At 73.0% G+C, this 13840-nt stretch carries 13 protein-coding genes; 2 read left to right on the top strand and 11 right to left on the bottom strand.

From position 1 onward, the window contains the following. Nucleotides 1–13: 13 nt before the first annotated feature. The 4 genes from ACIF83_RS19470 to ACIF83_RS19485 form a co-directional block, all read right to left on the bottom strand. Entirely contained in the window at nt 14–985 is a 972-nt protein-coding gene (locus ACIF83_RS19470) for an alpha/beta hydrolase (RefSeq protein ID WP_393479146.1), read from the bottom strand. 207 nt (nt 986–1192) lie between these two features. Then, the gene (locus ACIF83_RS19475) at nt 1193–2116 is read right to left on the bottom strand and encodes a helix-turn-helix domain-containing protein (RefSeq protein ID WP_393479143.1); all 924 of its coding nucleotides are present in this window, start codon (nt 2114–2116) and stop codon (nt 1193–1195) included. Between the two features lie 110 nt (nt 2117–2226). Continuing rightward, nucleotides 2227–4053 carry a BTAD domain-containing putative transcriptional regulator gene (locus tag ACIF83_RS19480; RefSeq protein ID WP_399728817.1) on the bottom strand — a complete coding sequence of 609 codons (1827 nt, stop codon included), beginning with the start codon at nt 4051–4053 and terminating at the stop codon, nt 2227–2229. A 64-nt stretch (nt 4054–4117) separates the two neighbouring features. After that, nucleotides 4118–6946, bottom strand: a complete 2829-nt coding sequence (locus tag ACIF83_RS19485; RefSeq protein ID WP_399728360.1) for an AfsR/SARP family transcriptional regulator — start codon at nt 6944–6946, stop codon at nt 4118–4120. A gap of 170 nt (nt 6947–7116) precedes the next feature. Here ACIF83_RS19485 and ACIF83_RS19490 point away from each other — a divergent pair, with 170 nt between their 5' ends. Next, entirely contained in the window at nt 7117–7680 is a 564-nt protein-coding gene (locus ACIF83_RS19490) for a hypothetical protein (RefSeq protein WP_399728363.1), read from the top strand. A 98-nt stretch (nt 7681–7778) separates the two neighbouring features. Beyond that, on the top strand, nt 7779–8606 hold the full coding sequence (locus tag ACIF83_RS19495) for a maleylpyruvate isomerase family mycothiol-dependent enzyme (protein WP_398140758.1): 828 nt from the start codon (nt 7779–7781) through the stop codon (nt 8604–8606). Nucleotides 8607–8612: 6 nt separating this feature from the next. Here the strand turns inward: ACIF83_RS19495 and ACIF83_RS19500 are convergent, their stop codons facing one another. The 7 genes from ACIF83_RS19500 to ACIF83_RS19530 form a co-directional block, all read right to left on the bottom strand. Next, nucleotides 8613–8840: a hypothetical protein gene (locus tag ACIF83_RS19500; protein WP_145884255.1), complete on the bottom strand. Its 228-nt coding sequence runs from the start codon at nt 8838–8840 to the stop codon at nt 8613–8615. Continuing rightward, nucleotides 8827–9117: a DUF6400 family protein gene (locus ACIF83_RS19505; RefSeq protein ID WP_393479132.1), complete on the bottom strand. Its 291-nt coding sequence runs from the start codon at nt 9115–9117 to the stop codon at nt 8827–8829. The genes ACIF83_RS19500 and ACIF83_RS19505 overlap by 14 nt, the downstream gene beginning before the upstream one ends. 63 nt (nt 9118–9180) lie before the next feature. After that, nucleotides 9181–9915, bottom strand: coding sequence for a hypothetical protein (locus ACIF83_RS19510; protein ID WP_393479130.1), 735 nt, complete (start codon nt 9913–9915; stop codon nt 9181–9183). Between the two features lie 82 nt (nt 9916–9997). Further along, complete coding sequence (locus ACIF83_RS19515; protein WP_399728368.1) at nt 9998–10966, bottom strand: threo-3-hydroxy-L-aspartate ammonia-lyase; 969 nt, start codon at nt 10964–10966, stop codon at nt 9998–10000. Nucleotides 10967–11019: 53 nt separating this feature from the next. Then, nucleotides 11020–12186, bottom strand: a complete 1167-nt coding sequence (locus ACIF83_RS19520) for a DSD1 family PLP-dependent enzyme (RefSeq protein ID WP_399728371.1) — start codon at nt 12184–12186, stop codon at nt 11020–11022. Continuing rightward, complete coding sequence (locus ACIF83_RS19525; RefSeq protein WP_399728374.1) at nt 12183–13121, bottom strand: ornithine cyclodeaminase family protein; 939 nt, start codon at nt 13119–13121, stop codon at nt 12183–12185. The genes ACIF83_RS19520 and ACIF83_RS19525 overlap by 4 nt, the downstream gene beginning before the upstream one ends. Before the next feature lie 10 nt (nt 13122–13131). Further along, the gene (locus tag ACIF83_RS19530; protein WP_393479120.1) at nt 13132–13770 is read right to left on the bottom strand and encodes a transcriptional regulator; all 639 of its coding nucleotides are present in this window, start codon (nt 13768–13770) and stop codon (nt 13132–13134) included. Between the last annotated feature and the right edge of the window lie 70 nt (nt 13771–13840).

A 13840-nucleotide genomic window follows, 5' to 3' on the forward strand; every position in this document is an offset into this window, starting at 1 on the left:
TGTCTCCTCGGCTTCAGGCGGTGTGCAGGGCGGTGTGCAGGGTGCGGGCGGCCAGGGAGATGGCGGCCTCGGCGGCGTGGGTGCCGCGCAGGGCGTTGAGCATGACGAAGTCGTGGATGATGCCCTGGAAGCGCACCGCGGTGACGGGCACGCCGGCCTCGCGCAGCTTGTTGGCATAGGCCTCGCCCTCGTCCCGCAGGACGTCCGCCTCGGCGGTGATGACCAGGGCCGGCGGCAGGTCCTTGAGCTGCTCCGTGCCGGCGCGCAGCGGGGAGGCGGTGATCTGCGCCCGCTCGGCCTCGTCGGTCGTGTACTGGTCCCAGAACCACTGCATGCCGTCGCGGCGCAGGAAGTAGCCGGTGGCGAACTGGTGGTAGGAGCCGGTGTCGAAGTTCGCGTCCGTGACCGGGTAGAACAGCACCTGCTGGACCAGCGGGAGACCCCCGCGCTCCTTGGCCATCAGGGTGAGGGCGGCGGTCATGTTCCCGCCGACGGAGTCACCGGCCACGGCCAGCCGGGAACCGTCCAGGCCCTTGGAGGCGCCCTGCTCGACGACCCACCGGGCGACGGCGTAGTTCTGCTCGATCGCGACCGGGTAGCGGGCCTCGGGCGACAGGTCGTACTCGGGGAAGACGACGGCCGCGTCGGCGCCGACGGCGAGTTCGCGCACCAGGCGGTCGTGGGTGTGCGCGTTGCCGAAGACCCAGCCGGCGCCGTGGATGTAGACGATCACCGGGAGGGTACCGGTGGCACCGGCAGGCTTGACGATCCGAGCCCGGACACTGCCCGTGGGGCCACCCGAGACGGTGATCCACTCCTCGTCGACGGCCGGCTTCTCGATCTCGCCGGACTGCACCTCGTCGACCGCCTTGCGGCCCTCCGCCGGGTCGAGGTCGAACAGGTACGGCGGGTTGGCGGTCGCGCGGGCGAACTCGGCGGCGGCGGGTTCCAGCACCGGCTCGACCGGTGCTACGGCATCGGACATCGATTCTCCTCGATTTTCGGGGGGCGCCGGATCGCGTGGTGAATCCGCTGAGTACTCCGGCACCGCTCAGCGCCACCGTAAGTCCGCTGGGCGGAGGTCAATTGCCCGTGAGCGAACGGTCGGTGTGCCGACAGTGCACGGATTCGCGCGGCGCCGCTGTGGGTCCGTCGGAGGGCACGGTTCGGTGCGCCGACGGGAGGCAGCCGGCTACCGGCCCGCGGAGTCCCGCCACTCGCGCGGGGTCATCCCGTACGTGGCCCGGAAGACGCGGCTGAAGTGCGTGGCGCTGGCGAAGCCCCAGTGGCCCGCCACCGCGGCGATGGTCCGGGTTCCATGGGAACGGGCCGCGAGTTCGCGCCGGCACTCCTCCAGCCTGCGCAGCAGGATCCGCCGGCCGACGGTGGTCCCTTCGTCCGCGAAGAGCTTGTGCAGGTACCGCACGGAGATGTGGTGGGCGCGGGCGATCCGCTCGGGGGACAGCTCCACGTCGCTCAGGTTCAGGTCGATGAACCTGAGGATCCGGGACACCAGGGCCGACTGGTCGTCGGCGGCCGCCCTCCCGTGTTCGCGCAGGTGATCCGTGGCGAGGGTGGTGAGCAGGTTCACCGCGTTCCAGGCGAGCATCTCGCCGACCGTGGCCCGCGACGCGACGGCTGTGTCGGCGAGGTCGGACAGGAACGGCGAGAGGAGGGAGCCCATCCGGGAGTCGCGGCGCACCGGCACCCTCGTGATCCGGTGCAGGTCGCGGTCCGTGAGCCCCAGGAGTCCGCGTGAGAGCAGGAACGTCTTCGTACGGCATCGCTCGGGGAGGTCCAGCGCGGGCGGGCGGTGCAGATCGAAGAAGCAGATGTCGCCCGGGCCGAGTTCGCCGTCCACGGAGGGTTCCTGCAGTAACAGCGGCCCGCCGCCCCGCACGCCCACGAAGAGGAACTCGCCGCTGTCCCGGGCGATCCACCTGCGGGGCCCTCCGGTGAGGTCCGGTTGCGCGTACGGCGAGCGTTCGCGTGGCAGTGCGGCAGGGGCCGGGTCCGTGATGAGGATGTCGAGTCCCATGGCCCGCCGCCACATCGGTCCCGGTTGCGGTGACCCCGGGTGTCCGCCGCTCGCCTCGATGCCGGACGTCGCCGTCATCCTTCGTCGCCTCCGCTCTGTCGTCGCATGAAGCGGCACTGGAGAAGGCCACTTCGCCGGGAGCGTAGGGCGGGGGATGTGCAAAAAGAGTGACAAGGAAGTGAGGGCGCTTACTCCGTGAGTTCGGCGGCGAAGGCGCGCAGCAGCTCGTGCGGGGCGTAGTGGCCGGGCGCGGCTTCGGTGACGAGGTGCGCCTCGGCCAGCTCGCCCAGGAGGGTCCGGGCCTCGCACAGCGGCAGGTCGGCGAGTGCTGCGGCGGTACCGGCCGTGACGAAGGGGCCGGTGTGCCGCGGAAGCAGCCGGAACAGCCGGGCGCCCTGCGCCGACAGGGTGCGGTAGGAGCAGTGGAACGCGGCGCGGGCGTCGGCCGCCCCCTTGGCGGAGGAGAAGGCGTCGAGGCTGCCGTGGGAGGCCCGGAGTTCGGCGGCGAGAGCGGCCAGCGGGAAGTCTCTGCGGCTGGTGGCGCGCGCGGCGACGACGGCGAGGGCCAGCGGCAGCCGCCCGCACCGCGCCACGATCTCCTCGGCCGCCTCGGGTTCGGCGGCCATCCGCCCGGAGCCGATCCGCCGGGCCAGGACGGCGCGGGCGTCCGCCGCGGTCGGCAGGTTCAGGCGCAGCGGGCGCGCGCCGGCGGCGAGCAGGCCGGGCAGTCCGTTGCGGCTCGTGACCACTGTCAGGCAGCCGGGCGAGACGGGCAGCAGGGGGCGGAGCTGCTCGATGTCGGCTGCGCCGTCGAGGAGAAGGAGAAGGCGGCGGCCCGCCACCAGGCCCTGGTAGAGGCCGGCGAGGGCGTCCGCGCCCTCCGGCATCCGCTGCGCGGGCACTCCGAGGGCGGTGAGGAGGTGCCGTAGCGCCTCGACGGGTTCCAGGGCAGCCCGGCGCGGATCGAAGCCGCCCAGCTCCACGTGGAGTTGGCCGTCCGGGAAGCGGTCGGCGGCGCGGTGCGCCCAGTGGACCGCGAGGGTGGTCTTGCCGATGCCCGCCATTCCGCTGATCAGGACGGTCGCGGGCCGGTGGCCGGTGGCCGCAGCCGTGTCGGCGAGGGCGCTCAGCGTGTCGAGCTCGGTGCTGCGGCCCGTGAAGACGGCGAGGTCGGGCGGCAACTGGGCAGGACGGATGAAGGGTTCCGGAGATTCCGGTCGCGCCGACGGCATGTTCCAAGCGGTGACGTGCCCGGCGGCCCGCACCTCCTGGCGCAGGACGCGGGCGTGGGCCGCGCCCAGCTCGGGGCCGGGTGCGACGCCCAGCTGGGCGGCCAGGTCGCGCCGGACGTGCTCGAACACGGTCAACGCCTCGGCCTGCAGTCCGCAGGCCGCCAGCGACATGACCAGTCGGGCGTGCAACGGCTCGTCGAGCGGCTGGAGTTCGGCGGCTCTGCGCAGGGCGGGCAGCACCTGCTCCGACCTGCCGCACAGCAGCGCGACGTCCGCCGCCGTCTGCGCGGTGCGCACGATGTCCCGCTCCACGGCCGCGAAGTGCGGGTGCGCGCGGGTGGCCGCGGGTATCCCCGTCGCCACCGGGCCGCCCCACAGGGCCAGGGCGTCGGCGAAGTGCCGTACCGCCTCCTCCGGCCGTCCGGTGGCGGCGGCCCGCATGCCCTGCCGGGCGAGGTCACGGAAGCACAGCAGGTCGACCTCGTCGGTGTCCGCCTCCAGCAGATAGCCGCCGGTGCGGCCGAGCACGCGCCGTCCGGGCGCGCGCGGCGGCAGCCCCGGTTCCAGCAGCCTGCGCAAGGCACCGACGTAGCGGCGCACCACGTTCCGGGCACTTGCCGGGGGCTGCCCGCACCAGAGCACGTCCACGATCTCGCTCATCCGCATGGGCCGGCCCGTGTGCACCAGCAGCAGCCCGAGCAGGGCCCGCTGCTGCGGAAAGCCGAGATCCAGCTCGGTCTCCCCCCGCACCACCCGCAGGGATCCGAGCACTTCGAACCGCATCACGTCACCGAGCCCCGTACCGCACGACCACCGACCAGCGCCGCAGCGCGCGTGTGCCCACCGCTCACACCGCGCCGAGCCATTCGTCCCGTCCGTCGAGTCTGGCCCGGACCCGGTCGGCGTCGGGATGGCCGAGGGCGGTGAGGAGAGTGAGAGCCTCTTCCCAGGCGGCCCGGGCGCTGTCACGGTCGCCGGTGGCCAGGTGGGTCTCGCCGATGCGGGTGAGCGTGTCGGCCTCCGGGTACGGCACCCCGAGCGCGCGGTACAGGGTCAGCGCGTTGCGGTAGCCGAGCAGGGCGTGCGGGTGGCGGCCGAGGTGGTGGTAGGCGTAGGCGATGCTGTCCCAGGTCGCGGCCTGGCCGTAGCGGTCGCCCAGGTCCTGGAGCAGGGTCAGGGCTTCGAAGCAGTGGGCGAGCGCCTGCCGGTGTTCGCCGAGCAGGACGTGGTACCAGCCGACCGAGTTGAGGACACTGGCCTGCGCCGGCCGGTGGCCCGCGGTACGGAACAGGTCGAGGGCGAGCCGGTTGTGCCGCAGGGCCCCGGCCAGGTCGCCCTGCTGCTCGCTCATCCAGCCCAGGCTGCGGTGGGTCCCCGCGCGGCCGACGCGGTCACCGAGGCCGGTGAACAGCTCCAGGGCCCGGTCGAGGTGGGCGCGGGCCTCCTCGTACAGTCCCAGTCTGCCCGCCGCCCGGCCGAGGCCCCGCAGGGCGCGGGCCTCCAGGGCGGGCTCGGCGAGCCGCAGCGCCGCGTCGAGCGCGGTGCGCTGGGCGGCCAGTCCGTCGTGCCAGTGGCCGCGCCGTTCGAAGTACGGCTCCAGGGACCAGGTCAGCAGACACGCGAGCCGGTCGCGCCGGGAGGCCGCCGCCGCCTGGATGACGGCGGGCAGCGCCCCGTACTCGGCACCGAGCCAGGCCAGGGCCTGGCTGTCGTCGGCGAACGGGTCGGCGTGCGTGTGCTGCGGCAGGGGCGGGAGATCCCCACTGGGATCGAGGAGCACACCGGCGGCATGGGCGGAGTACAGGTAGTGCGCGAACAGCCTGTCGGTCGCCTCCTGCCGCTCGGCCTCGCCGTGGTGGGCCTGCAGGAGTTCGGCGGCGTGCGCGCGGAGCAGGTCGTGGAAGGCGTAGCGGCCGGGCGCCGGCTCGTTGACGAGGTGGACGCCGGAGAGTTCGGCGAGCAGGGGACGCACCTGACGTAGCGGCAGTCCGGCGAGCGCTGCCGCGGCGGCCGGGGACACGTCCGGGCCGGGATGCAGGGCGAGGAACCGGAAGAGCCGGGCGGCCTCGGCCGACACGGCACCGACGGACCAGGAGAACACCGTGGCGACATCCGCCGAGGTGTCGGGCCGGGTGAAGGCGTCGAGGCTGCCGTGGGCCTCGCGGAGTTCGGCGGCCACGGCAGCCAGCGGGAAGTGCGGGCGCAGGGCGGCGCGGGCGGCCACGCAGGCGAGGGCGAGGGGCAGCCCGGCGCACCGGGTGATGATCGCGTCGACCGCCGCGGGTTCGGCGGCGATCCGCTCCGCGCCCAGCCGGCCGGTGAGGAACGCCCGCGCCTGACCGGTGTCGAACGGCCGCAGGGTCAGGGAGCGGGCTCCGTGGACGGCCACCAGGCCGGTGAGTTCGTCCCGGCTGGTGACGATGGTGAGGCAGCCGGGCGCGCCGGGCAGCAGCGGCCGCACCTGCTCCGCGTCGCGTGCGTTGTCGAGCAGGACGAGCACCCGCCGTCCGGACAGCACGCTGCGGTAGAGCGCGGCCTGGGCGTCCAGGCCCTGCGGTATGCGCTCCGGCGGCACCCCGAGCGCGTCGAGGAAGCCGCGCAGGGCCTCCCCCGGATCGGTGATCGCCCCGGCCGGAGCGAAGCCGCGCAGGTCGATGTAGAGCTGCCCGTCCGGATACCGGTCGGCGACCCGGTGGGCCCAGTGGACGGCGAGCGTGGTCTTGCCCACCCCCGCCATGCCGCCGAGCGCGGAGATCAGCACCGTCTCGGCGTGCTCCGCGTCACCGGCGAGCGAGCCGAGCACCTCCGCGAGCTCGGTGTGCCGTCCGGTGAACGTGGGCAGGTCGTGCGGCAGTTGGGCGGGTACGGCGGGGTGCGGGCCCGGGGATTCCCTGGGCGGCGTGTCGGCGCCCTGACCGGTCGCCTCGTGCAGCGCTTCCCGCAGTTCCGGGCCGGGATCGATGCCCAGCTCGTCGGCGAGGCGGCAGCACGCGGTCCGGTGCGTGTCCAGCGCCTCGGCGCGGCGGCCGGTGGCCGCGAGGGCCAGGACCAGCCGGGCCAGCAGGGGCTCGTCCAGCGGGTGCGCGGCGGCGGCCTGCCGGAGTTCCGGCAGCACCCTCTCCGGTACGCCGGCGCGCAGCGCCGCGTCGGCCGCCTCACGCACGGCGGCGAGGCGCTCGCGCTCCGGCCCGCCGACCGCGATGCGTTCGCGCACGTCCGGGGAGATCCCGGCGGCAACCGGTCCGTTCCACAGCGACAGCGCTTCGGCGAGCACCTCCACGGCCCGTACGGGCGAGCCCTCGGCGGCGGCCCGCCGGGCTTCGTCCCGCAACTCGCGGAACCGTACGAGGTCCAGGGCGTCGCCGTCGGTGACGAGCCGGTAGCCGCCCGCGCCACGCACCACTCGCCGGCCCGACGCCCGCGCGGGCAGCCCCGGCTCCAACAGGCGGCGCAGGGAGCCGACATGGCGGCGGACGACGTTGACGGCGGTACGCGGCGGGTGCGGCCCCCACAGCGCGTCGACGATCTCGGCTACGGGCACGGGCCGGCCTGCACGAAGCAACAGGAAGGCGAGCAGCGCCTGTTCCTGAGGCCCCCCGAGTTCCAGCTCGCGCTCCCCGCGCCAGACCCGCACGGGCCCCAGCACCGCGAACCGCACGGCCGACTCGTCCGGCATGACGCCCCCCTCCGGTCTGCCTCCCCGGACTCGAATGTACGTCACCGGATCAGTAACCGAGAGTTACTGCACCGCGAGATCCCCGGAACTTCCGGCGTCTCTGCGTGCAACCATTCGCCATAGTTGCGTGTCTCACCTCATAACAGCATGACTCGACCAAGGGGGACATCATGCGAAGATTTGAGGCAGTGATAGCAGCGCTCCTTCTGGCGGGCGCAGGGTTGGGGACGGCGTCGAGCGCGGCGGCCACCACACCGGCGACGGCCTGTCCGACCGGCTGGGGCAGCGGCGCCAAGGGCGGCCCCACCGCCGGTGCCGTGCCGCTCGACGACATCAGGACCGGTCGGCACGCCTGCTTCGACCGTATGGTCTTCGACGTGCCGGGCGGGGGCCGTTCCCTCGGCTACTCCGTCAAGTACGTCCACCGGCTCCACCAGAGCGCCAGCGGCCGGTACATCCCGGTCGGCGGCGGGGCGATCCTCGACGTCCACATCGGCGCGCCGAGTTACGACCCGGAGACCGGCGCGGTGACGTACCCGGGACGGGTGGGCCACCACCTTCCGGGCGTGAACGTCAGCGGGTACCGCACCTTCAGGGACACCCGGTTCGCCGGCAGCTTCGAGGGAGAGACCCAGATCGGTCTCGGGGTCCGGGCCCGGCTGCCGTTCCGGGTGATCCAGCTGTCCGACCGTCTGGTCATCGACGTGGCCCACAACTGGACGGGCAGCCGCTGATCAGGGGCCGCCCGCAGGCTTGCCCTGTGCTCCCGAGTCTGGTTGGGTACCCGGCACCCCGTACCCACGGGGCACGGCGGGCAGGAGGGACGGGCGGCGTGCGGTCGACGGAACGGCAGGACACCGAGGGGGTGTTGCCCGACGGACTCGGGCAGGCGATACGCGGGACCGCCGAGGACATCGCCGCGCTGTTGCGAGGGGTGCCCGACACGGCGGTTCCCGTACCGGGGTCGCAGTGGACCGTCGGCGAGGCGGCCGCGCATCTGGCCCTGGCCAACGAGCTGATGGCCGACCTCGCCGCCGGGCGCGAACGCCCCTACGGCGACGGCACCCCGCAGAGCCTGGCGGCGGCGAACGAGGAGTCGCTGACCGCCTTCGCGGAGCGCCGGGCGGAGCCGCTGGCGACGATGATCGCGGAGCAGGCCGAGGTCTTCCTGGACGCCATGACGCGGACGGCCGCCGAGGACCCTGCACCGACCACGCCACTGGGCCCCATGAACCGCGGCGTTCTCGCGTCCTACCTGCTCACGCACATGCTGGGCCACGGATACGATCTCGCGCGCGCCCTCGGCCGCCCGCACATGGTCGACGGACCCCGCGTGAGCCTCTGCATGCCGTTCATGCTCTCGGTCATGCCGCGCGTCACGAACACCGCGGCCACCGCCGGTCTCACGGCTCGCTACACGGTCCGGCTCCGCGGCGGCGAGGCGTTCGGCGTGGCCTTGGCCGACGGTGCCGTGCAGGTGACCCCGGGGCCACCGCAGGACCGCTCGGACTGCACCATCCTCATCGAGCCCACCACCTTCCTGCTCGTCGCGCTGGGCCGGCTCAACCCGTGGCGTGCCATCGCCCGGGGACAGATCCTCGCCTGGGGATCCAAGCCCTGGCTGGCCCCCCGCTTCCCGACCCTGTTCACCGCGCCCTGAGCCGTCTCACCCCTGGGACCGGGTGGCTCCGAAGTGGGTCTCGTGGTTCCAGACGTGGGTGCAGGACGGGCACTGCAGGTGGAGCAGGCTGCCGGTGTTGGAGAGCAGGTAGCGCCAGTGGGAGCGGCACTCACCGCCCTGCGCGCAGGTGGCGCACTGCCGGCGGTCGTCGCAGTTCGGGCAGTCCACCCAGGCACGGCGCCCGATGTCGGCCTGCGGATCAAGCGGCAGCATCGCCGCCCCCGCGCCTGGGGAGCACCCCGGCCGCGACCAGCTCGTCGTAGATCCGCTGCTGTTCCGCGTCGAGGCCGGAGTACAGCAGGTCGTACGCCTCCTCCTCACCGCGCAGCGCCGCGACAGGGTCCCAGTCGGGCCCCAGAGCGGCCAGGGCGTGCGTACGCCGGAGCATCTCGTGCGCGGTCAGGTCGACGACGAACTCGACCGGCTCGGACTCGCTCACCGCGGCAGGCTCGTCGGGCTCGCCGGGAAGGATGGGGTCAAAGGAGGACATACGATCGAACGTAGGTAAGCCTTTCCCGCCACGGCAAGAGCAGGTGGGGGAAGTCACAGCAGGTCACTTCAGGATGTTGACGGCCCGCGCGACCACCAGGACCACCGTCACCAGGGAGACCGAGGACTGCAGCATCATCAGCATCTTCGCCCACCGTGACAGGGGCATCACGTCGGTCGGGCTGAAGGCGGTGGAGTTGGTGAAGGACAGGTACAGGTAGTCCAGGAAAGCGGGCTCCCAGTCCGGCGGGGCGACCTCCGGGCTCTGCATCTGCGCGAAGAGGAAGTCGGCGTGCTGCTGCCGGCCGAGGGCCCGCGCCATCGGGCCGCCGCGGTCCCACTCCCAGTACCACAGGGCGAACACGATGACGTTCGTCAGCCAGATGCCGCCGCCGGTCAGCAGCAGCGGCACCGCGTCCTTCCCCGCGCGGCCGCTCACCAGGTCCCCGACGAGGCGGAGGGCCGCCAGGCCGTTGGCCAGGCTGATGACGGAGATCAGGCCCAGGCCGAGCCACCGCAGCCATCGCGTCCGCGGCTCGACCCGCCGGGGGTTCGCGGCGATCAGGCCGGCCAGCAGCACCAGCTCCAGCACCGGCAGCGCCCAGTACGGCTGGAGCGCGAGCCGGTGCGGCAGCATCAGCTGCAGGGCGACCGCCACCAGGATCACGGCGGTCACCGCCCAGCGCGGCTCCCCGCGCGTCGCCCGCCGCCACGCGGGGACCAGATCGCGCTCGCCGGTCTCCAGCAGTCGCTCGATCCTGGCCAAGCGGTTCTCGGCGTCGCCCGTGGCATCGGTCATGGCGACGATTGTCCCGGGGGGGGGGCGGGCCGCGCGTCGATGGGGGTGTCGGGCACCGGGCGTACGGGCGCTGACCTGCGGTTCAGCCGCTCATGAGGGCGGTGAACCGCTCGGTGTCGATGTTGCCGCCCGAGGCGATGACGCCGATCCGCCGCGGGAGGTTCTCGACGCGTCCGGCCAGCAGGGCCGCCAGGCCCGTGGCGCCGCTGGGTTCCAGGACGATCTTCAGGCGTTCGAAGGCGAACCTCATGGCCTGGATGATCTCCTCGTCGCTGACGAGCGCGACGGCGTCGACCAGACGCTGGCTGATGCCGAAGGTGATCTCGCCGGGGGTGGAGATCGCCTGGCCGTCGGCGATGGTGCGGGGCACGGGAATGGTCACGCGCTCGCCGCTCTCCAGGGAACGCTTGGTGTCGTCGCCCGCCTCGGGCTCGACGCCGATCATCCGGATGTCCGGGTGCAGGGCCTTGGCGGTAGTGGCGCTGCCGGCGATGAGGCCGCCCCCACCGACGGGCACGACGAGTGCGTCCAGTTCTCCGGTGTCCTCGAGGAGTTCGAGGGCTGCGGTGCCCTGGCCGGCGATGACGTGGGGGTGGTCGTAGGGCGGGATCAGGGCCAGGCCGCGGTCTTCGGCCAGGGCCTCGCCGAGGGCGGTGCGGTCCTGGGCGTAGCGGTCGTACGTGACGATCTCCGCCCCGTAGCCGGCCGTGGCCTCCATCTTGGAGCGGGGGGCGTCCTCGGGCATCAGGATGACGGCGCTGGTGCCCAGTTCGCGGGCGGCCAGGGCGGTGGCCTGGGCGTGGTTGCCGGAGGAGTAGGCGGCGATGCCCTTGGCCAGTTGCTCGGGAGAGAGCTGGGCGGCCGCGTTGTAGGCGCCGCGGATCTTGAAGGCGCCGATCCGCTGGAAGTTCTCGCACTTGATGAACACCTCGGCGCCGACGAGGGCGTCGAGCGTGCGCGAGGTGAGGACGGGGGTGCGGTGGGCGATGCCCTTGAGGCGTGCGGCGGCCTCACGGACGTCGTCGAACGTTACGGGCGAAACGGCGGCCATGGCATGTCCTTGGAGTAGGAGGCGGGACGTGGTCGGGAACCTCGGTGGGCGGGCTACCAGCCGCTGACGCGGTTCCAGACCCCCTGGATCGCGGGCGTGGGGCCGTCGGGACGGCTGCCGTCGACGACGTGGTAGCCGTGGTGCTGGGCCGCCGTGGCGCAGGCGTGGTTGGGCAGGACGCGCAGGCGGGTGCCGACGGGCAGGTCGGGCAGGACGGCTCCGTCACGTGCGGAGAGGATGCCGTGCTCCTGGCTCGCGCCCGTCATGACGAGCCCGGGGATCAGCCGCCCGGTCAGGTCGGTGACGAGGCCGTAGCCCCGGTCCTCGGTCTGGGCGGAGGTGCCCCGGTCCCGGGACATGGCCATCCAGCCGCCGTCGGTGATGATCCACCCGTACTCCGGGCGGTGACCGATGACGGTGACGACCACCGACAGGGCGAGGTCGTCGAGGTCGCAGACGCCCAGGCCGGCCATGACCAGGTCGAAGAAGACGTAGTTGCCGGCGCGCAGTTCGGTGACGCCGGCGAGGTCGTCCGCCGCGTGGGCGGTGGGTGTGGAACCGACACTGACGACGGGCACGGGCAGCCCGGCGGCCCGCAGCGCGTCGGCCGCGGCGACGGCGGCGTCGCGTTCGCTCTTCGCCGCGAGGCGCTGATCCTCCGCGGTGTTGGCGAAGTAGGACTCCCCCGCGTGCGTCAGTACACCGTCGAGGCAGGCCGCCTCGTGCAGGATGCGGCCGATGCCGACGAGCCCGGGCGCGTCGGGCCTGAGGCCGCCGCGGTGGCCGTCGCAGTCGATCTCGATCTGGGCGGGCAGGGCGATGCCCGCTTCGCGCGCGCCGTCGGCGACGGCCGTCGCCTGTTCGGTGCTGTCGAGCAGGACGCGCAGCATGACACCGCGGCGCCGCAGGGCGATCACGCGGGGCAGCTTGTGGGGGTCGATACCGACGGCGTAGGTGATGTCGGTGTAGCCGGCGTCGGCGAACGCCTCGGCTTCGGCGAGGGTGGAGACGGTGACCGGTCCGGGTGTGCCGTCGTGCAGGAGGGCGGCGACGTCTAGGCTCTTGGCCGTCTTGACGTGCGGGCGCAGGGTGACTCCGAGGCGGTCCGCCCGCCGGGCGAGCCGTGCGATGTTGCGTCGTGTCCTGTGCACGTCGACGACGGCGAACGGGGTGTCGGGATCGGCCAGGTTCCGGACGTGCGTTGATGGTGCGGTGGTCACAGGGTCATGTCCAGTTTCTCCAGAAGGGCCAGGCCCAGGCAGAGGTCCTGCAGGCCGATGCCGGAGCTGTCGAAGACCGTGATGTCGGCGTCGTCGGTGCGTCCCGAGACCCGGCCGGTGAGGACCTCGCCGAGTGGGGTGAGCACGGTCTTGTCCGGGGCGTGCTGGCTCTCGCCCATGCGGCGGGCCTGCTCGGGCAGATCGCAGAAGACGCGCGCCACGGAGAACAGTTCCGGGTCCAGTTCCCGCTTGCCGGGAGCGTCGGCGCCCATGCAGGAGATGTGGGTGCCGGGCCGGACCCATGCGGCCTGGAACAGGGGCGGGGCGTCGGCGGTGGCGTTGGTGGCGGTGACGATGACATCGGCCCGGGCGCAGGCCTCCTCGGCGCCTGTGACCATCGCCGTACGGCCTTCCGCCGCGAGGTCGGCTGCCATCCGTGCGGCGCGGTCCTCGTCGCGGCCCACGACCAGGACCTCCGCCACGGGCCGGACCCGGCTGACGGCCCGTACCTCGTAGGCGGCCTGGTGCCCGGTGCCGAACACGGCCAGCGTGGTGGCGTCGGGGCGGGCCAGCAGATCGACGGCGAGGGCGTCGGCGGCCGCGGTCCGGTAGGCGTTGGCCTTGCCGACCTCCAGGACGGCGGCGATCCTGCCGATCGTCTGGTCGAGGAGCAGCAGGGTGGAGTGGTGGCGCGGCAGACCCTGCTCCGGGTTGCCCGGCCAGTAGCTGCCGATCTTCACCCCGGCGTGCGTGGCGGAGGCCGACGGTTTGAGCGTGAACCGGTTCTTCGGGTCGGATCCGTGCACGGCCAGACCGGGGAAGACCGCACCGTCCACGGTCGCGGCGAACGCCTCGCGGGCCGCCTGCAGCGCGAGGTCCTCGTCGACGACCGCGGCGGTCTCCTCCTCGGTGATGTGCAGCAGACGGCGGCTCATGAGTGGCCCTTCACTTGGTGTAGTTGTAGACGGTCGCGCGGGACACGCCGAGCAGGTCCGCGATCGCCTGGGCGGCATCACGCGAGTCGAAGTAGCCGTCCGAGTGCAACTGCCGTACGAGCGCCTTCTTGCCCTCCCGGCCCAGCGACCTCGGGGTTCCCCCACGTTCCGCGGCGAGCGCCTCCACCGCCTGGCGCAGTTCCCGGGCGTTGCGGTCGCGCAGGGTCTCCAGCGGCTGCTCACGGTGCTCGGTGTCGGTGGCGACGAGGTTGGCCAGGGCGAGCGTGACCGGCGACAGCACGGAGACGTCGAGGTTCAGGCACAGAGCCGCGATGTACTCACCGGCACTGTTCTTGATGCCGATCGACGTGCTCTTGGCCGGGCGGCCGTCGGGGAACTGGTTCGGGTAGTTCTGGATGACGCTCGGGTACTGCGGGTCGGCGATGCGCGCCAGCCCCAACTCGGTTGCGGAGTCGCCGACTTGTCGGCCGGAGAGGTTGTTCTCGATCGCCCGGATCGCTTGCTCCGGATCGCGCAGGTCGTGCAGAACCACCTCGCACAGCCCCGGGAACATCCGGCCCAGGGCAACGGCGATCTTCTCCGTTTCGCGGATGAGGTGCTCGTCCGCCTCGGCCGCAGCGGTACGCATGACGTGGCCCTCCCACTCAACGCTCTTCGACTCATTTTCCAACTCTGGACAGTAAGGCTAAGCGGTTGCG

The sequence above is a fragment of the Streptomyces sp. NPDC085866 genome (assembly GCF_044541035.1).
In the GTDB taxonomy this organism is placed as follows: domain Bacteria; phylum Actinomycetota; class Actinomycetes; order Streptomycetales; family Streptomycetaceae; genus Streptomyces.

Bases quoted from the DNA above. Each gene is read 5' to 3' on its own strand.
- ACIF83_RS19470 (WP_393479146.1), bottom strand. From the start codon at position 985: ATGTCCGATGCCGTAGCACCGGTCGAGCCGGTGCTGGAACCCGCCGCC.
- ACIF83_RS19475 (WP_393479143.1), bottom strand. From the start codon at position 2,116: ATGACGGCGACGTCCGGCATCGAGGCGAGCGGCGGACACCCGGGGTCA.
- ACIF83_RS19480 (WP_399728817.1), bottom strand. From the start codon at position 4,053: ATGCGGTTCGAAGTGCTCGGATCCCTGCGGGTGGTGCGGGGGGAGACC.
- ACIF83_RS19485 (WP_399728360.1), bottom strand. From the start codon at position 6,946: ATGCCGGACGAGTCGGCCGTGCGGTTCGCGGTGCTGGGGCCCGTGCGG.
- ACIF83_RS19490 (WP_399728363.1), top strand. From the start codon at position 7,117: ATGCGAAGATTTGAGGCAGTGATAGCAGCGCTCCTTCTGGCGGGCGCA.
- ACIF83_RS19500 (WP_145884255.1), bottom strand. From the start codon at position 8,840: ATGCTGCCGCTTGATCCGCAGGCCGACATCGGGCGCCGTGCCTGGGTG.
- ACIF83_RS19505 (WP_393479132.1), bottom strand. From the start codon at position 9,117: ATGTCCTCCTTTGACCCCATCCTTCCCGGCGAGCCCGACGAGCCTGCC.
- ACIF83_RS19510 (WP_393479130.1), bottom strand. From the start codon at position 9,915: ATGACCGATGCCACGGGCGACGCCGAGAACCGCTTGGCCAGGATCGAG.
- ACIF83_RS19515 (WP_399728368.1), bottom strand. From the start codon at position 10,966: ATGGCCGCCGTTTCGCCCGTAACGTTCGACGACGTCCGTGAGGCCGCC.
- ACIF83_RS19525 (WP_399728374.1), bottom strand. From the start codon at position 13,121: ATGAGCCGCCGTCTGCTGCACATCACCGAGGAGGAGACCGCCGCGGTC.
- ACIF83_RS19530 (WP_393479120.1), bottom strand. From the start codon at position 13,770: ATGCGTACCGCTGCGGCCGAGGCGGACGAGCACCTCATCCGCGAAACG.